Origin of the sequence: Brevibacillus gelatini, from assembly GCF_003710935.1 — a bacterium.
GTDB lineage: Bacteria > Bacillota > Bacilli > Brevibacillales > Brevibacillaceae > Brevibacillus > Brevibacillus gelatini.
The window spans coordinates 281,695-299,189 of sequence record NZ_RHHS01000017.1; the positions used below are offsets into that span (position 1 = coordinate 281,695).

General features: G+C 52.9%; 24 protein-coding genes and 1 tRNA gene. 24 read left to right on the plus strand and 1 reads right to left on the minus strand.

Annotation, left to right across the window (positions count from 1 at the left end; genetic code table 11):
• The first annotated feature begins 112 nt into the window (after positions 1–112).
• The 13 genes from EDM57_RS07850 to EDM57_RS07910 all read left to right on the plus strand — a co-directional run bounded on the left by EDM57_RS07850 (position 113) and on the right by EDM57_RS07910 (position 10,192).
• The gene (locus EDM57_RS07850; RefSeq protein ID WP_281274226.1) at positions 113–796 is read left to right on the plus strand and encodes a flagellar brake protein; all 684 of its coding nucleotides are present in this window, start codon (positions 113–115) and stop codon (positions 794–796) included.
• Complete coding sequence (locus EDM57_RS07855; protein ID WP_246005767.1) at positions 793–1,005, plus strand: hypothetical protein; 213 nt, start codon at positions 793–795, stop codon at positions 1,003–1,005. The genes EDM57_RS07850 and EDM57_RS07855 overlap by 4 nt, the downstream gene beginning before the upstream one ends.
• A 190-nt stretch (positions 1,006–1,195) precedes the next feature.
• The gene (gene cmk, locus EDM57_RS07860; protein WP_122904205.1) at positions 1,196–1,867 is read left to right on the plus strand and encodes a (d)CMP kinase; all 672 of its coding nucleotides are present in this window, start codon (positions 1,196–1,198) and stop codon (positions 1,865–1,867) included.
• The gene (locus EDM57_RS07865; RefSeq protein WP_122904206.1) at positions 1,864–2,457 is read left to right on the plus strand and encodes a lysophospholipid acyltransferase family protein; all 594 of its coding nucleotides are present in this window, start codon (positions 1,864–1,866) and stop codon (positions 2,455–2,457) included. Before cmk ends, EDM57_RS07865 begins: the two co-directional genes overlap by 4 nt.
• 186 nt (positions 2,458–2,643) lie before the next feature.
• Complete coding sequence (gene rpsA / locus EDM57_RS07870; protein ID WP_122904207.1) at positions 2,644–3,816, plus strand: 30S ribosomal protein S1; 1,173 nt, start codon at positions 2,644–2,646, stop codon at positions 3,814–3,816.
• A 102-nt stretch (positions 3,817–3,918) separates the two neighbouring features.
• Entirely contained in the window at positions 3,919–4,971 is a 1,053-nt protein-coding gene (gene fni, locus EDM57_RS07875; RefSeq protein WP_122904338.1) for a type 2 isopentenyl-diphosphate Delta-isomerase, read from the plus strand.
• 82 nt (positions 4,972–5,053) lie between these two features.
• Positions 5,054–5,689, plus strand: coding sequence for a YphA family membrane protein (locus tag EDM57_RS07880; protein WP_122904208.1), 636 nt, complete (start codon positions 5,054–5,056; stop codon positions 5,687–5,689).
• A 6-nt stretch (positions 5,690–5,695) separates the two neighbouring features.
• Positions 5,696–6,601 (plus strand): YIEGIA family protein, encoded by a 906-nt coding sequence (locus tag EDM57_RS07885; RefSeq protein ID WP_122904209.1) that lies wholly within the window; start codon positions 5,696–5,698, stop codon positions 6,599–6,601.
• Between the two features lie 3 nt (positions 6,602–6,604).
• Positions 6,605–6,787 (plus strand): capping complex subunit for YIEGIA, encoded by a 183-nt coding sequence (locus EDM57_RS07890; protein WP_122904210.1) that lies wholly within the window; start codon positions 6,605–6,607, stop codon positions 6,785–6,787.
• Positions 6,788–6,840: 53 nt separating this feature from the next.
• A complete protein-coding gene (gene der, locus EDM57_RS07895) occupies positions 6,841–8,154 on the plus strand; it encodes a ribosome biogenesis GTPase Der (protein ID WP_122904339.1) in 1,314 nt (437 codons plus the stop codon).
• A 15-nt stretch (positions 8,155–8,169) separates the two neighbouring features.
• Positions 8,170–8,772, plus strand: a complete 603-nt coding sequence (gene plsY, locus EDM57_RS07900; RefSeq protein ID WP_122904211.1) for a glycerol-3-phosphate 1-O-acyltransferase PlsY — start codon at positions 8,170–8,172, stop codon at positions 8,770–8,772.
• Positions 8,773–8,805: 33 nt separating this feature from the next.
• A complete protein-coding gene (locus tag EDM57_RS07905) occupies positions 8,806–9,849 on the plus strand; it encodes an NAD(P)H-dependent glycerol-3-phosphate dehydrogenase (protein ID WP_170163410.1) in 1,044 nt (347 codons plus the stop codon).
• 73 nt (positions 9,850–9,922) lie between these two features.
• Positions 9,923–10,192, plus strand: coding sequence for a stage VI sporulation protein F (locus tag EDM57_RS07910; RefSeq protein ID WP_122904213.1), 270 nt, complete (start codon positions 9,923–9,925; stop codon positions 10,190–10,192).
• A 120-nt stretch (positions 10,193–10,312) separates the two neighbouring features.
• On the opposite strand, the gene EDM57_RS07915 is transcribed toward EDM57_RS07910, so the two are convergent.
• Positions 10,313–10,843 carry a hypothetical protein gene (locus tag EDM57_RS07915; RefSeq protein WP_122904214.1) on the minus strand — a complete coding sequence of 177 codons (531 nt, stop codon included), beginning with the start codon at positions 10,841–10,843 and terminating at the stop codon, positions 10,313–10,315.
• Between the two features lie 130 nt (positions 10,844–10,973).
• On the opposite strand from EDM57_RS07915, the gene EDM57_RS07920 reads away from it, so the two are divergent.
• The 11 genes from EDM57_RS07920 to EDM57_RS07970 all read left to right on the plus strand — a co-directional run bounded on the left by EDM57_RS07920 (position 10,974) and on the right by EDM57_RS07970 (position 17,433).
• Positions 10,974–11,162 (plus strand): DUF2768 family protein, encoded by a 189-nt coding sequence (locus tag EDM57_RS07920; RefSeq protein ID WP_122904340.1) that lies wholly within the window; start codon positions 10,974–10,976, stop codon positions 11,160–11,162.
• Between the two features lie 12 nt (positions 11,163–11,174).
• On the plus strand, positions 11,175–11,471 hold the full coding sequence (locus tag EDM57_RS07925; protein WP_122904215.1) for a 2Fe-2S iron-sulfur cluster-binding protein: 297 nt from the start codon (positions 11,175–11,177) through the stop codon (positions 11,469–11,471).
• Positions 11,472–11,485: 14 nt separating this feature from the next.
• A complete protein-coding gene (locus EDM57_RS07930; protein ID WP_122904216.1) occupies positions 11,486–11,827 on the plus strand; it encodes a 2Fe-2S iron-sulfur cluster-binding protein in 342 nt (113 codons plus the stop codon).
• Between the two features lie 22 nt (positions 11,828–11,849).
• A complete protein-coding gene (locus EDM57_RS07935; protein ID WP_122904217.1) occupies positions 11,850–12,578 on the plus strand; it encodes a hypothetical protein in 729 nt (242 codons plus the stop codon).
• Positions 12,579–12,762: 184 nt separating this feature from the next.
• Positions 12,763–14,241, plus strand: coding sequence for a stage IV sporulation protein A (gene spoIVA, locus EDM57_RS07940; protein ID WP_122904341.1), 1,479 nt, complete (start codon positions 12,763–12,765; stop codon positions 14,239–14,241).
• Positions 14,242–14,477: 236 nt separating this feature from the next.
• Positions 14,478–14,750, plus strand: a complete 273-nt coding sequence (locus EDM57_RS07945; RefSeq protein ID WP_122904218.1) for an HU family DNA-binding protein — start codon at positions 14,478–14,480, stop codon at positions 14,748–14,750.
• A gap of 282 nt (positions 14,751–15,032) precedes the next feature.
• Positions 15,033–15,596 (plus strand): GTP cyclohydrolase I FolE, encoded by a 564-nt coding sequence (gene folE / locus EDM57_RS07950; RefSeq protein WP_122904219.1) that lies wholly within the window; start codon positions 15,033–15,035, stop codon positions 15,594–15,596.
• A gap of 99 nt (positions 15,597–15,695) precedes the next feature.
• Positions 15,696–15,772 (plus strand) — tRNA-Pro (locus tag EDM57_RS07955).
• Positions 15,773–15,907: 135 nt separating this feature from the next.
• Positions 15,908–16,585 carry a lytic transglycosylase domain-containing protein gene (locus EDM57_RS07960; protein ID WP_122904220.1) on the plus strand — a complete coding sequence of 226 codons (678 nt, stop codon included), beginning with the start codon at positions 15,908–15,910 and terminating at the stop codon, positions 16,583–16,585.
• A 36-nt stretch (positions 16,586–16,621) separates the two neighbouring features.
• On the plus strand, positions 16,622–16,852 hold the full coding sequence (mtrB, locus tag EDM57_RS07965; RefSeq protein ID WP_122904221.1) for a trp RNA-binding attenuation protein MtrB: 231 nt from the start codon (positions 16,622–16,624) through the stop codon (positions 16,850–16,852).
• Positions 16,853–16,923: 71 nt separating this feature from the next.
• On the plus strand, positions 16,924–17,433 hold the full coding sequence (locus EDM57_RS07970) for a hypothetical protein (protein WP_122904222.1): 510 nt from the start codon (positions 16,924–16,926) through the stop codon (positions 17,431–17,433).
• Positions 17,434–17,495: the final 62 nt, after the last annotated feature.

Consider the following 17,495-nt stretch of genomic DNA (forward strand, 5'->3'; position numbering starts at 1 on the left):
AAAAACAAGGGGAAAGCTGATTTTGACGGCTTTCCCTATTTGCTGATTGGAAAGAAAAGAGTATATAATGAAGGGGTGAGAGGAGAAAAAAGGAGGAACGTTTGCTGAGATGATGTTTCCACGGGTAGGACAAACCATACGCCTTCAGTTCGCCGGTTCCTCTGAAGAAGAGCACAGCTTGGAGGATTTTAAAAGCCGCGTAACCGACATGACAGAAGGGATGGCTTCCATCGAGTTGCCGATTAGCGAAAATACCGGGCGGACGGGCGTGTTTCGGCCTGGCACAAGCTGCCTGGTCTGGTATGTAGGCGAAGATGGATCGCGCTATGAATTCCAGTCTACCATCGTCAGCAGGGAGAGTGGACATATTCCTGTGCTGCTGCTGCAATTGCCGAAAAAAGAACAGATCGTGCGAACGCAGCGGCGCAACTACTTGCGGATCGACAGTGCGCTGGACATCGCTGTCAAGCATCAGGACCCGATTCGGTGCTATCATTTTTTGGCGAAAACCGTCGACATCAGCGGTGGCGGCTTGGCTTTCACTTGTGACGAGTCTTATCGTCTGCGTGAAAAAGACGTGTTGCAAGTGTGGATCGCGCTGCCGAGCAAAAACGGACAGGTACAGCACGCCTTCGCCGAACTGGAGATCGTCAGACAAAAGGCCCCGGAAGAGAAGGGGTTGCACCAGTGGATATCGGGAAGGTTTACGAATATTAGCGAACAGGATCGGGTAAAAGTGGTAAGGGCTTGTTACGAAAGACAACTGGAGCTTCGCAAAAAAGGCATCGAGGTTTGACGCTTGCCAAAAAGGAAGTGACCCCATTGACCAGTCAGTACGACGAGCGTTTTCGCCGATTTTCCAGACGGGTAGAAAAAGGCATCATGATAGGAATTGCGGTTTGCGCCATCGCGCTGACAGCCGGGGAGATCCTGATCCAGTACGTTCCCGCTCGGGCTGTCCTGATCGAGACAGAACGCTTGGAAGGCGTGCCGGATAAGCCCTAAAGGTTTGCGCATGCTTCCATACTATGGTACTATTATTATAGATAACATAGAAAACGGTCAGGGGCGTTTTCGCAGACCGCGCGCGGTCGCCACGTGTTTTTCACCACACATGAATGGAAAAGGGCTTCGGGCAGAAGCTTTTCTTGTTTTACTCCCTTTCTGAATTACTGTACATAGCAGGTGAGACATAATGAACATAGCGATTGATGGACCTGCGGGAGCAGGGAAAAGCACGGTTGCACAACGGGTAGCAAGGCAGCTGGAATACGTCTACATCGACACCGGCGCCATGTACCGCGCTCTCGCTTGGGCTGTTTTGCAAAAGCAGCTTCCGATCAGCGACGAGAATGCTGTTTCCGAGCTTTTGAAAAACAACAAGATTGGCTTGGTCAGACAAGCTGGACAGCAGCGTGTGTTCTGGAACGAGATCGATGTGACCGACCAGATCCGTTCGCCAGAGGTCAGTCAATCCGCCTCGATTGTCGCAAGCTACGGCTCTGTTCGTGAACAGATGCTGGTGCTGCAAAGAGAACTGGCAAAGCAAGGCAATGTGGTCATGGATGGCAGAGACATCGGGACGCACGTTTTGCCTGATGCCAAGGTAAAAATTTTTCTGACAGCCTCCAGTCGCGAGCGGGCAGAGCGCAGATGGAGAGAGCTGCGCGAAAAAGGAACCGAGACAGACCTGGCCGAGTTGCAAAAAGAAATAGAGGAGCGAGATCGTCGGGACACACAACGCGAGGTGGCACCCTTGCGCCAGGCGGACGATGCCGTGCTGGTGGATACAACGGGAATGACCATTGACCAGGTAGTGGACCACATCCTGCAAATATGCGAACGAACGGGAGAGTCGGCCAAGTGACCTATTACCGTTTTTTCCGCAGAATATTCCGCCTTATTTTTTCGCTTGTCTTCCGTTGGCAAGTGATTGGGCGTGAACATATACCTAAGGAAGGCCCTGTAATTTTGTGCGCCAACCACATTTCGCTCTGGGACCCGCCGCTTCTCGGTTGCGGCATCGAGCGCCAGGTACATTTCATGGCCAAGGAAGAGCTGTTCAAAATTCCGGTATTATCTTTTTTTATTACAAAATTCGGCGCTTTCCCTGTCAAAAGGGGCGCGGGTGATCGGGCGGCAATCCGCACGGCACTCAAGTTGCTTGAAGATGGAAAAATCTTCGGAATTTTTCCGGAGGGAACCCGCAGCAAAACGGGAGAACCGCAAGAGGCGTTGCCGGGTGTAGCCATGTTTGCCCTCAAGTCGCAAGCAGTGGTCATTCCGGTAGCGATTGTCGGGCCGTATCGGGCATTTCGTCCGATCAAGATCGTCTACGGCGAGCCGATCGACCTCACCAGCATGCGCGAAGCCAAGACCGGCTCCGATGTGCTGAAGGAGACGAGCGATTTAATCATGGCCCGCATCAAGGAATTGCGCAACCAGCATCTTTCCTGAGTCCAGTATAGAATTGGCAAAGGGACAAATACTACATTTGCTGGAACTTACTGGCTACGTCAGTGCTAACTGCCAGCCTTCGGGCGACAGTAAAAAATATACTTGCTCCCGCTTCGTGTAATCTGGTTGTACACAACCTGTACATAGATGGTCTGGGACTGGATGGTATTCAAGGAGGTTTTTTTGATGATGGATGAAACAAACGTAAGCTTGACAGATGCAACAACCATTTCCGTAGGGGATGTCGTCAAAGCGACAGTAACCAAAGTGGAAGACAAGCAAGCTCTCGTTGATGTAGGCTACAAATACGATGGCCTGATTCCGATCAGCGAGCTGTCTCCGCTGCATGTGGAGAAAGTGGCTGACGTCGTTGCTGTTGGCGACACGTTTGATGTAAAGGTAATCAAGCTCAACGATGAAAAAGAAGAGCTTGTCGTTTCCAAGAAAGCGGTTGCGATGGAAGCTGCCTGGGCTGATCTGGAGCAAAAAATGCAGTCCGGTGAAATCATCGAGGCAACCGTCAAGGAAGTTGTGAAGGGTGGTCTGGTTGTCGATGTAGGCGTTCGCGGCTTCATTCCTGCTTCCATGGTTGAACGCCACTTCGTGGAGGATTTCTCCGATTACAAAGGCAAGACCCTGACACTGAAAGTAGTCGAGATGGACAAAGAGAAAAACAAAGTGATCCTCTCCCACAAAGCTGTTCTGGAAGAGGAAGCAAAGGCGAAAAAACAGGCTGTTCTGGAGAAAATCCAGGTGGGTCAAGTGCTGGAAGGCACTGTGCAGCGCATGACCGACTTCGGTGTATTCGTGGACATCGGCGGAGTCGACGGCCTGGTTCACGTATCCGAGCTGGCCTGGAACCGCGTAGAAAAGCCATCTGACGTCGTAAAAGAAGGCGACAAGGTACAAGTGAAAGTGCTCAAGGTCGACCGCGAAAACGAGCGCATTGGCCTCAGCATCAAGGAAACCCAGGCAGGTCCTTGGGCGAAGGTTGCCGATGAGTTCAAAGTGGGCTCGATCACAACTGGTACAGTGAAGCGTCTCGTTTCCTTCGGTGCCTTTGTCGAAGTGGCACCTGGAATCGAAGGGCTTGTGCACATCTCGCAAATCGCGAATCGCCGCGTGAACACTCCTGGCGAGGTACTCAAGGAAGGTCAGGAAGTGCAAGTGAAAATTCTCGATGTGGTTCCACAGGAGCAACGCATCAGCCTGAGCATCCGCGCGGTAGAAGAAGATCGCGCCGAGCAGGCCGAACGCGCAAGCAAGCGTGAGCAACAGCAATTCACACAAGAAAACAATCAGCCAATGGGTGTAACGCTTGGCGAGCTGTTCGGTGATCTGAAAGACAAGTTGAAGTAAGCGACTGCTGGAAAAATAAGGGGGGTACGCTCTTGCGTATCCCTTTTTGCTTGGCTTGTGACCAAGGCAGCAGAAAAACACAAGGTTCGGGAGGGAAAAAGCTTGGAGCGTTCACAACGAAAACTTGACCATATTCGCCATGCACTGGCAACTGTGGAAACGGGCGCAAACAGCTTCGATGACGTCAGCTTTGTGCCAAACAGCCTGCCGAATATCGGTTACGAACAGACGAGGCTCGATACGGAGTTTGCTTCTTTTCGTCTGCCGTCTCCGCTGATTATCAACGCAATGACAGGCGGTGCACACTCCACTACGCAAATCAATCAAAAGCTTGCGATCATAGCCAGAGAGCGTCAACTGGCGATGGCAGTCGGCTCGCAGATGGCTGCGCTGCGCGACCCGTCAGTCGCAGCGAGCTATCAGATTGTGCGAAAGGAAAATCCAAGGGGCATTGTGCTGGCGAACGTCGGAGCGGAAGCGACTGTGGAGCAGGCGCGTGCTGCGGTGGACATGCTCGAGGCAGACGGCCTGCAAATTCACCTGAACGTCATGCAGGAGCTGCTGATGCCCGAAGGTGATCGTGATTTCAGCGGCTATTTGGAACGGATACAGCAAATCCGGGACAGCGTAAACGTCCCGATCATTGTCAAAGAGGTCGGCTTTGGCATGGCAAAGGAAACCATGCGCAAGCTGATCGACTCCGGGATCACAAGCATTGACGTGGGCGGCCGCGGCGGTACGAATTTCGCCAAAGTCGAAAACAGAAGAAGCGCTCAGCCGCTGTCCATGTTTGAGGATTGGGGCTTGACGACTGTCGAGAGCCTGCTGGAAGCAGACGGCGAAATACACGCGCAAGCATCCATCATGGCGACGGGAGGAGTCCGGCATGGGCTGGACGTTGTCAAGGCAGTTTGTCTGGGGGCCTCGGCTGTTGGCGTTGCAGGAGCGTTGCTGCGCCTTGTGCACGCGCACACGATCGAAGAATGCCTGGCAGAAGTGGACGGCTGGCACCATCAGATTCGCGTCGCGATGACGGCGCTTGGGCTTGGGCAGCTCGCAGACGGGATCAAGACCCCTGTTTTGATAACGGGCAAAACAGCGGAACGCGCCCGGCTGCGAGGGCGGTCACTGGAGGAATTGGCGCAGCGTCGCTGACAATCGGACAAGCCGCTCATTCATGAAAGGCGGACGCTTGAGGCATACTTTGGGGAGACAACCACTTTTTGAGGGGATGAACATGAACGAGGGAACCATTGCGATTCTCATCCAGTGGTCGTTGCTTTGTCTTGTCTGGATGGGAAGCTTCGACTCCCAGTTGCGGGAGATGGGCATGGAGCGAAGGCGCGTGCTCGCGGTTCTTTGTCTGTTTCTGATAAGCTCCTTTGTCAGTTGGAAATTGTTTTTCGCCCCGATTCAAGTAAGTCTCAGCGGAACGTTGCTGCCCCTTTTTGCAAGCGTAATCCTCTATGCACGGCTTCCCAAAGCGGGACGAAGGCTGTATGTGCTTTGGGCAATGGGGATTGCCGTCATGGTATTCTGGCTGCGCTGGCTGTTTTTTACCGACCCGATTTTATTGATTTGGGACGAGCGGGTGATTGTGCCTGCGATTGGCGTTGTGGTGGCACTTGTGACGAGCAGGCAGATGGCTGTCAGGCTGTTTGTGCTCATGCTGGCGCTGCCGATGGCGGATGCTCTCTACACGCTCCATTTTTGGCAGGCTTCCGGAGCATGCAGTCTGGGTACGGATTACGCGCAAGATTTGTTATGGAGCGGCATTTCGTTGCTGGGGCTTGTCAGTATGCTCTGGACTGCCATTCGTCGGCTTTTCGGACGGAGGGAGGCAGAGCCTTCCCATTCCGATACGGGCAGGTGATCGCACTTGTTGAAAGAGTTGTTCGCCAATGAGTTTGTCGTTCCCTTGACGATTGGATTTGTCTTCGGGATCATGTGCAGAATCCATCTGTTGCGGACGGATTATCGCCAATATCCGACCTATCCGCATGGAAAAATTATTCATGTGTCGCTCGGGGTGATCGCCTCTGCCCTGGGGGCTTTGGCTGTGCCGGCGCTGTTGAAGGAAAACTATACGGCTGTGACGTTTTTGACCGTCGCCGCCCAGCAGTTCCGCGATGTCCGCAATATGGAGCGCACGACCTTGACGGAAATTGACAAACAAGAGCTGGTGCCGCGCGGCGGGCCGTACATCGAGGGTATCGCCATGGTGTTTGAAGGACGGAACTACATGGTGATTTTCACATCTCTGATCGCCACGACTGCTACGATCCTGTTCAACTGGTGGGGCGGGATGATCGCGGGGGTGATCGCCCTTGTCATTGCGCGCAAGCTGCGCTCGGGGAAGACGCTGTCGCTGATCGCAGACACGAGTCCGGCAGAAGTGAGAGTGGACGGAAAAGACTTGTACGTTGGCGACATTTACATCATGAACGTCGGTTTGGAAGACGCGCAAAACATCATTCGCGAGCACGGCATCGGCTTTATTTTGACCCCGAAGGATGCAAACGCGAAGGTAACAATCGCCCATCCCGGCCAGCGCCAGGCGATTTTGCATGACGTAGCTACCCAGCTTGGCATCTACACCGACACCGGCGAGCCGTCCTTGACCCCGCTGGTAAAACGCGACCTGCAATCCGGCAGACTGGGAGTATTTCTTTTGCCGCAGGAAAAAGATGTAGAGCGGGGCAAAGCCATCATCGATTCGGTGCCGATTCTGGAGAGCGTTTTCCGGATGCCGCAGAAGACGAAACTCGTGAAAAAGGAGCTGTAGATCATGACCGGAACGATCTTGGCCGTCATTACGGTGAACAGGGAACGAATCGCGGGCGGCGCCCCCATTTTCATCGAGCCGACACATGAGAAAATGCAGCAGACGGCTTTCACGCTCGAAAAGATTCTCGACGCCATGGTGCACGAAGTGAGCGCTGATACCCTTATCGTTGTTCGCCACAAGTAGTGTATGGTATGATTAGCTAGTCAAAACGTATATGAGAGAGAGTGTTGTTGATTATGGGATTACCTGTGGTAGCCATTGTGGGGAGACCCAACGTGGGCAAGTCCACGATTTTTAACAGACTGGTTGGCGAGCGCATCGCAATCGTGGAGGATATGCCGGGTGTAACCCGTGACCGTCTGTACGGAAAAGGAGAATGGTTGACCCACACCTTCCACGTGATTGATACGGGCGGAATCGAGTTTGGCGAGACCGATGAAATTCTCACGCAAATGCGTTACCAGGCGGAACTTGCCATTGATGAGGCCGATGTCATCCTCATGATTGCGGACAGCCGCACAGGCGTGACAGACGCGGATGTGGAGCTTGCCCGCATGCTGAACCGCACCGGAAAGCCGATCGTACTGGCAGTAAACAAAGCGGACAACCCGGACATGCGTGCCGATATTTACGACTTTTACTCGCTTGGCTTGGGCGAGCCATTCCCGGTTTCAGGCAGTCACGGCCTTGGTCTGGGCGACATGCTGGAGGAAGTGGCCAAGCATTTTCCTGCCAAAGAAGACGAAGACCGAGATGAGGACGTCATCCGTGTTTCGATTATTGGCCGTCCGAACGTCGGAAAGTCGTCGCTGACGAATGCGCTGCTCGGGGAAGAGCGTGTCATTGTGAGCGACGTCGCCGGTACTACCCGCGATGCGATCGACACGCCGTTTGAGCGGGATGGACAAAGCTACGTGCTCGTCGATACCGCCGGGATGCGCAAGCGTGGAAAAGTGTACGAGACGACCGAGAAATACAGCGTCATGCGCGCGATGCGTTCCATCGAGGAAAGTGACGTCGTGCTCGTCGTGCTGAACGGGGAAGAAGGCATTATCGAGCAGGACAAAAAAATCGCCGGCTACGCGCATGAGGCGGGTCGCGGCGTTATTATCATCGTCAACAAGTGGGATGCCGTCGAAAAAGACGACAAGACGATGCAGCGCTTCACGGAACTGATTCGTGAAGAGTTCAAATACCTGGACTATGCGCCGATCCTGTATGTCTCGGCGAAGACGAAGCAGCGTGTACACACGATCCTGCCGAAAGTCAACGAAGTAGCGCAAGCACACGCCATGCGCATTCCGACCTCCGTCCTCAACGACATCGTGACGGATGCGACCGTTCGCACACCGCCGCCGTCTGACAGAGGAAAACGACTGAAAATCAACTACGCGACACAAGCGTCAGTCAAGCCTCCTACGTTCATTTTGTTCGTGAATGATCCGGAGCTTATGCATTTCTCCTATGAGCGTTATATAGAGAACAAGATCCGTGAAGCGTTTGTCTTCGAAGGTACGCCTGTCCGCATCTGGACACGGAAAAAAACGTAGGGAGAGGAACTCGCCATGGTGTTAGTAGCCTGGGTGCTCAGCTATTTGATCGGTTCAATCAGCTTCAGCTATCTGATCGCCAAAAAAGTTGCAGGAATTGACATTCGCGCATATGGCAGCGGGAACGCCGGGGCGACCAATACGCTTCGCGTGCTGGGAAAAGGCCCTGGCATCGCCGTGCTGATTCTTGATGCACTAAAAGGGCTGGCGGCGATGGGGATCACGCACCTGATGACGGGTGATCCTGCTGCCTATGCAGTGGCGGGCCTGTTTGTCATCGCCGGACACAACTGGCCGATCTACTTTGGATTTCGCGGGGGAAAGGGCATTGCGACCACGCTCGGTGTGGTGCTCGGCTTCTCTCCCGTTGCCTTTTTGATTGCAGCGGTACTGGCCGTTTTGGTAATCGCGATTACCCGTTACGTCTCCCTGGGATCGCTTGTGCTGGTTACGGCAATCCCCATTTCCCTTTATTTGCTGGATAAGCCAATATCCTTTTTTTGGACAAGTTTGGTCATCGCATTGTTTGCGTATGTTCGCCATTATAATAATATCCGCAATCTTCTCGCAGGCACGGAACGGAAATTGGGAGATAAGTCCAATCGCAAGCTGGGATAGGTCTGAATCGTTTTGGCGAAAAAGACTGGTAGGATGGAGGGGAATCTATTGAGAAAAGAGATTACCGTTGTCGGGGCAGGCAGTTGGGGGACTGCCCTCGCTTCCGTCCTGGCGGATAACGGCCATCAGGTTACACTCTGGATGCGCGATCCAAAGCTGGCGGAAGAAGTGAACAGCAAACATACAAACAGCAAATATTTGCCTGAGGCCAAACTGCCCGAAAGCATCGTCGCCGTGACGGACATTCAGGCGGCTGTCAGCGGCAAGCCGATCGTGCTCCTGGCCGTACCGTCGCACGCGATGCGGCAAATTTGCAGGCAACTGGCTCCGTTTTTACATAAGGATGTACTTTTGATCCATGCGACCAAAGGCTTTGAGCTGGAAAGCCTGAAACGCATGTCTGAAGTTATCATGGAGGAAGTGCCGCGTGAGATTTCCGGCAGGCTTGCCGTTCTGTCCGGACCGAGCCACGCGGAAGAGGTAGTCAACAGACAGCCTACGACAGTGGTTGTCGCGTCAGAAGTGGAAGAGAGCATGCTTCGGGCGCAGGACCTTTTGATGAACGCCAGTTTTCGCGTCTACACCAACCCTGATCTGATCGGGGCGGAAATTGCCGGCGCACTGAAAAATATCATCGCCCTCGGTGCCGGCATGTCTGACGGCCTTGGGTTTGGCGACAACGCCAAGGCAGCGCTTTTGACACGTGGGCTTGCGGAGATCAGCCGTCTTGGCATCAAGCTGGGCGCTTTGCCGCTTACTTTCTCGGGGCTTGCCGGCGTCGGCGACCTGATCGTGACGTGCACCAGCCGCCATAGCCGGAACTGGCGGGCAGGCTACATGCTGGGACAGGGCAAAAAGCTTGACGACGTTCTGGCGCAGATGGGGATGGTCGTCGAAGGCGTGCGGACGACTCACGCAGCACATGCCCTGGCACAGCGCGAGCAGGTCGAGATGCCGATCACGTCTGTGCTGTACGGCATTTTGTTTGAAGGAAAAGAGCCGCGCCAAGGTGTAGAAGAACTGATGGGCAGAGGAAAGACGTTCGAGATGGGCTACTTGAACCCGGATGGGACGTAGGCGAATCTTTTCACACATGTAGGCTCCTGCACATACGATAGGGTGAAAGCCCATGTGCAGGAGGAGATCGACGATGAACAGCCATTTTTCGAAGCGTCTCTTGGAGCGTTTGCAAGGAAAAGCGGCAGAAAAGGTTGACGAGGGGAAACTGCGTTCGCTGGCCAGCCAGGTAAAGCGCAGCGACTTCGAGGATGAGACGAAGCTTCGGCAAATTCTCCAGACGCTCGCGACCATGAGCGGGAAAAAGCTGAACACGGAAAAGGAAGACAAGATCATCGAGATGTTTCGCAACAAGGAAATCAATTTGAATGACATGTCATCCTTGGCCAAGCTGCTCAAATGACAGAAATGGGCGATTATGCATGTTCCCTGCTGTCAAATGCGTCATACAGTAAAATTAGGAACAATCATGGCTCTACAGGGGCATGGCTGACCTACAGATACCAAGAAAAAAAGAGGGATCTCATCCCTCTTTTTTTCGTTGCTTGCTCGTGCCGCTTACGGTCTGTGTCAACAGGTTTTGCACCAATGGCGATTGCAGGAGGCCCAGCAGCTGTCCGATGTCAATATTGCCGAGCGGATTGCTTCCTCCGCCTCCTGCCGCTGCGCTGGACTCCTGTGGAGCCTCTTCTGCTCTGGCTGTATCCTTGCCTTTTGCGCTGTCCTTCGCTGCACCTGTATTCCCTTTCCGTCTGCCCGATGCAGGCTTTTCTGCTGATGCTTCCGGCTCGGCTGAGCGCTTGCCGAGGTTTTCGATGATCTCCATCGCGCCGTACAGAGTATCCATTGTCTCCTCGACCTGGCGAATGGTGCTGCTGATCCCTTTGATGTTGCTGCGCATTTTGGATACAGAGGATCTCAGGTCCACGGCCGGAATGATTTTTCGCGGGCTGATGGCCAAAGAAACGTCCGTCGCTTGATCGCTCAGCTTCTTGCTCGGTATCGGAGCGTAGGGGTTCCGCCACTTCCGTCCATTTACTTTGCTGCTCAACATTCATCCCTCCTATGGGCGAATTCATCAGAATAGTCTATGCGAACGTCCAGATGGAGGTTCACAACGTCAGACGGGAGCTGGGAAGTATGATATAATGAAGCAAAAAAATGCAAAGGATGCTGCAAGACAGATGTATATTGATCCTATGACCAAGATGAACATTTCCCTGATCGCGATCGGGCTAATGTTCGTCTGCAATTTGATGATGATCTTTGCCAGAAAAATGACAAATGCGTTTTTCAGGTTTCTTGTGAAGACTTGCGCTTTCTTGATCCTGATCGCAGTGTTTGTCATGATTCTGATCGTGATTTTTGTCTAGGGAGGAAAAAGGATGACGCAGTTAACGCTGATTACGCGTTCGGGAACTCACGACGTGCCTGTGGAGCTGAATGAAACGGTTGTCGCGATTGCCAAAAAGCACAAGGTGACGTGGGGGCACGCCTGCCAGCGAGGTCTATGTGCCCAGTGCCGCACGCAAGTTCTGGAGGGAGCTTCGTTCCTCAACGAGATCACGAGCGAAGAAAAGCTGCGCCTGCGCAAAGCTGAGCGGGCAGAAGGATTTCGACTCGGCTGTCAGATCATGATCGTCGAGCAAGGCAATGTGAAGCTGGCCCATCGGCCGTATTAAAAAGGAGTGACGACATGGGGAAGGTAACGTTTCTTCCCAATGGGAAAAGCGTAAAGGCCAGGCCTGGCCAAACACTCGTCCGTTTGGCGGGGAATGCGCGAGTCGTGATTCCGCAAAGGTGCGGCGGCCACGCATCCTGCCTGATGTGCCGCGTCGTTGTGGAGAGCGGCGAACTGGCGGCTCCTACCGCGCTGGAGCTGCGCAAAATGCCGGAGCAGGACTTGCGGCAGGGGATACGTCTGGCCTGTCAGGCGAAGACGACGAACAGCGACTGTACGGTCCGCATACCGGAGAGCCGATTGAAATCGGTCGTAGCTGCCGCGCTGGAGCGGCAACGCATGGAAAACGAAGAATGAGGGTTAGAGGTGTATACATAAGATGTGGCAATCATGGCGGAAAACTTTCAAGCTGACAATGAGCTTGAGCATCCTTGCTGTTCTGTTGTCCGGCTGCCTGTATCCGGACGAACGGAAGGCGGAAAACCAGGTACCCAGCTCGTTTTATCTCGAAGCGGCGCAAAAAGGAATTGAGCAATACCAGAAAGATACGGCAGTGCTGCCCATCGTGACGAAGCCGCTGGATACTCCCATTTTTGAAAAATACGAGATTGATTTTCGCAAAATGATTCCGAAGTACATTCCGGACGTTCCCGGGAACGCCTTTGAAAAGGGCGGGCTATACAAATACGTCCTGATTGACGTGGAAACGAAGCCGACGGTCAAGTTGATCCACCTGGGGGCTGTCAGCACGGTCGCAGACGTACAAGCGGCTGTAGACCGCTATCGCGGCTATTTCAACAAGCTGCCTGTGCAGGCTGATCTGGGCAACGGCTACTACTCGATCGACCATGCCGAAATCGGCGTGAAAACATGGCAGGTGCCATCCATTGTCGGCGATTACCTGCTGCCGCTGGTCATGAATACAGATGGTCAGGTCGGCATCGACTACGCGGCAGATATTGCGACGATGCTGCGCGAAAACAAGGCAACCGTCACACCGAATACGGACCCGAGATACGTCCTGGCGCGCTCTTCGATGTTTGTCCCGGCCAAATCGTTCCCGTACGAGCTGGTAGACGGCGAACCGAGACTGCTCAAAATCAAATAGCGGACCTCACAAAAAAACAACTCTTGCCGGAGTTGTTTTTTTGTTCTAGTTGGTTCAGCCGCACATATACTTGTACTGTCCACGAAACTAGTACGAGATTCCCTACGAAAATACTGACGGTCAGGGATAATTCGGAAAATCGGTCATAGTGTAAAAATAGACAAATAGAAGGAGGTCATCGATGGTGGAACGAGTCGACATCTTTAAAGACATTGCCGAACGGACGGGCGGAGACATCTACCTTGGGATAGTAGGTCCGGTCCGTACGGGGAAGTCGACCTTTATCAAACGGTTTATGGAGCAGGTCGTCATCCCGAATATCCAGTCGGAAGCAGAACGGATTCGCGCTACGGATGAACTGCCGCAGAGCGCTTCCGGCCGAACAATTATGACGACAGAGCCTAAATTTGTTCCGAACCAGGCGGTAAACGTACATGTAACAGAAGGGCTCAGCATTAACGTCCGCCTCGTTGACTGCGTTGGCTATACGGTGCAAGGGGCAAAAGGCTTCGAGGATGAGAACGGCCCGCGAATGGTAAACACCCCGTGGTATGAGGAGCCGGTTCCCTTCGAGGAAGCAGCCGAGGTCGGAACGCGCAAGGTCATCCAGGAGCACTCGACCATCGGGATCGTCGTTACGACAGATGGCAGCATCGCGGAAATACCGCGTGTAGGATACATCGACGCGGAGGAACGGGTTGTCAATGAGCTGAAGGAAGTGGGCAAACCGTTTGTCATCGTGGTCAACTCGACACGCCCGCGCTCGGACGAAACGCAAAACCTGCGCCTGCAGCTCCAGGAAAAATACGACGTGCCCGTTATTGCCTTGTCCGTCGACCATATGACGGAGCAGGAAATTCTCCTCCTGATGAAAGAAGTGCTGTTCGAGTTCCCTGTGCACGAAGTAAACGTGAATCTGCCCAGCTGGGTCATGGTGCTGGAAAATGGTCACTGGCTCCGTCAGAACTACGAAGAAGCCGTACGTGAAACCGTGCAGGATATTCGCAGGTTGCGCGACGTGGACCGCGTTGTCGGCTTCTTCAACGACTATGACTTCGTGGAGCGGGCGTCCCTGGCAGGTATGCACATGGGCCAAGGGATCGCCGAGATTGACCTGTTTGCGCCAGATGAGCTGTACGACCGAATCCTGATGGAAATCGTCGGGGTCGAGATCAACGGCAAGGATCATCTGCTGAAAATCATGCAGGAATTCGCCCATGCCAAGCGCGAGTACGACCAGGTAGCGGAAGCCTTGCATATGGTGCGCAGTACGGGCTACGGAATCGCTGCTCCGTCGCTGCATGAGATGACCTTGGACGAACCTGAGCTGATCCGCCAGGGACCGCGCTTCGGGGTCAGACTGAAAGCGACCGCGCCGTCGATCCACATGATCCGCGTCGACGTCGAATCGGAATTTGCGCCGATTATCGGAACCGAGAAGCAAAGCGAGGAGCTCGTCCGTTACTTGATGCAGGACTTTGACAAAGACCCGCTGTCGATCTGGAACTCGGACATTTTCGGCCGCTCGCTGCATTCCATCGTGAGAGAAGGCATCCAGGCCAAAATCACGATGATGCCGGACAATGCCCGTTACAAACTGCAGGAAACATTGGGACGGATTATCAACGAAGGCTCTGGCGGCCTGATTGCGATCATACTGTAAGGACTAGGGCAATAGACCTATAAAGGGAAATTCAGAACGAGGCATCCGATGTGACGGGATGCCTTTTTTCTTGTATTTCGTTCAATTTCGACAGGAGGGGCTTGAATTTAAGAAATCGGTGTATTACTATAAGCTTGTCAGATCGGTAAATACAGCCAATCGTGTATAAAACGCTTCGTTTCGGTTAAGAAAAATAATAACTAGGACTTGGTGTTCTTTGAGGGGAGGTGAAGAAAATGAACAAAACAGAATTGATTGCAAAAGTAGCGGAAACCACTGAACTCACCAAGAAAGATGCAACGAAAGCAGTTGATGCCGTTCTCGATGCAATTGCTGAGGCATTGAAAACTGGTGATAAAGTCCAACTGATCGGCTTTGGTAACTTCGAAGTTCGTGAGCGCGCGGCTCGTAAAGGCCGTAACCCACAAACAGGTGAAGAGATCGAAATCGCTTCCAGCAAAGTACCTGCGTTTAAACCAGGTAAACAACTCAAAGACTCCATCAAGTAATTGTTTTTTTTCGAGAACGAAGCACTTACATAAAAAATCCACATTGTTTGCAATGTGGATTTTTTTTAACGCTTGGGAACCTGAGCAGGTCTTATACGCTTTTGTGCCTGGTACATACAGTTGTCTCGTCAGATGTTTTTGTTTTTTTGAAGTGGGTATGGTAAGATTGCGTTGGCTTGTTTGTGCGCACGGAAAGCAGGACAAACGGATCAGGATATGGCCACCCCAAGAAGCAGTTGCCGCTTCTAGGAAGAGGGGCCGCTATGTAGGAGGTACGAATGTATGAACGTTGATTTGGATAAAATTCAACAGGCTGTCCGCATGATTCTGGAGGCGGTAGGGGACGATCCCGATCGGGAAGGACTGCTGGATACCCCGAAGCGCGTTGCGAAAATGTATGCCGAAGTATTCGAGGGCATGCACATAAACGAAGAACAATACTTCGAAACGGTGTTTAGTGAAGACCACGAAGAAATGGTCCTGGTCAAGGACATTCCGTTCTACTCCATGTGCGAACACCATCTGGTTCCGTTTTTCGGCAAGGCGCATGTTGCCTACATACCGCGTGGAGGCCGTGTCGTAGGCTTGAGCAAGCTGGCGCGTGCCGTTGACACTGTGGCAAAGCGGCCGCAGCTTCAGGAGAGAATTACGACAACGATTGCCGACTCCATCGTTCGCAAGCTCGATCCGCACGGTGTGATCGTCGTCTTAGAGGCAGAGCACATGTGCATGACGATGCGCGGCGTGAAAAAGCCTGGCTCGAAAACCGTCACCTCGGCTGTGCGCGGTATTTTTGAAAAAGATCCGGCTGCCCGTGCAGAAGTGTTCAGCCTCATCCGGTCCTAGTTTGCAGCCTGGCTTGCTGTCAACCCGGGCGTAGCTGAAAATGCCGGCATTTTTCTATTGACATCGCAGGTAAAATGTTGTAAATTACAGATGTACAGTCGGGATGTGGCGCAGCCTGGTAGCGCGCACCCTTGGGGTGGGTGAGGTCCAGGGTTCAAATCCCTGCATTCCGACCATCTGAATAAGAAATCAGGAAGCCTTTTGACAGGCTTCTTTTTTGTTCTTGACCGTTGCCACTTTTGCTATTGGCTTCCTGATCTTTCTTTTTTATAATAGAAGGAAGACAAGCAAGGGAAGGGTTGTTCCGAGCCATGAAGGTGCCTGTATCGCTTCAACCATATTTGCAAACGATGCCGCAATCGTATACGACCAGTCAAGCAGCTTCGTCCCTCTTTGGGGAGCAGGACCTCTTTTCTGACATTTTGCAGACAGAGCTGGCGTCAGGGCAGCGTGTCATTTCTTCGCAGGAGATTTTGGCCAAGCTCGATGGCAGCAAAGGGTGGAAGTTGTCCGCAGAATATGGGACAGAGCTGAATACGGCTTCCGCAAAAGGAGCAGCGGTGGCTCCGGGAGCTATTTTGGAGAAAATCGAACGGACCGCCAAAGCGTTCGGCGTCGATCCTGATCTCGTCAGGGAAGTCGTGAGAGCAGAGTCCAACTTCAATCCGAACGTCGTTTCCAGAGCAGGGGCAAAAGGCTTGATGCAGCTTATGGACAAAACGGCGCAGGCAATGAACGTCCGCAATGCTTACGACCCCGATGAAAATCTCGCGGGTGGAACCAAATACTTGAAATCGCTTCTCGACCGCTATGATGGCAACGTCAAAGTGGCGCTGGCAGCGTACAATGCAGGTCCGGGCCGCATCGGCCGTCTGGGCATTGACAGCGATGAGGAACTGGAAGCGAAGTACAATCAGCTGCCACAGGAAACACAGCGCTATGTAGCAAAAATCATGAGCCGTTTGGAGTCCGACGGGACATCCTACTAGACAGGAAACATCATGCACTGGTCAGGAGGAAACAACTTGTCACAGCCATCTGCCATTAACCAGGACTATTTTGTAGTCAAAGCCAAGGAAAACGGAGTGCATGTCATCGGCCTTACGCGCGGTTCTGACACCCGTTTTCATCATACGGAAAAGCTCGACAAGGGCGAAGTGATGATCTTCCAATTCACGGAGCATACTTCCGCGATCAAGGTTCGTGGAAAAGCGATCATTTACTCGCAGCACGGCGTGATCGATACGACAGAGTGACGAGCCCCATTTGCGAAAGCAGGCATAGCCTGCTTTTTTTCTTTGTACAATGGTGGGGAGGAGGGATGTCTATGCCGCGCCAACTGCTTGTAGCGATTGTCGTTTCCACTTTCCTGGCCCTGATGCTGTCGCTTGTCCCGCGTACCGGGTGGGAGCGGACGGTCGTGCCCACATTCAAGCCGTCACGCCCGATTCAACTGAGCGAGCGAAATGTCCTGGATTTGTTTACATTACTGACGCCACACTATAAAATGAAGCGTATAAAATGGGAAAACCCGTCAGTTTATGTCGATTTTGCGGTGAAACCGGGTGAAAAGGTGAATACAAGTCATGTTTATCATGATTTTTACCAGTTGACATACGAGCTGTTTACGCGCACAGACAATGTCGGGCACGTCTATTTTCGTTTGCTGGAAGAAAGCGATCAGCCGAAAGAGTCGAAACTGCTGATGGCGATCCAGACGACGGGGACCCATTCGCATCCCAAACCGATCGCGGAGTTGGATGATGTCGATTCCTATGTAACAAGCACATTCCCCGTTCGAATCGAACCGTATTTTTACGAGAGAATTAGTCCCTGATGGATGAAGTATGGTATGATAGTAAGGACGGCCTTTTGACCGGATGGTAAAGGTAGATGGAA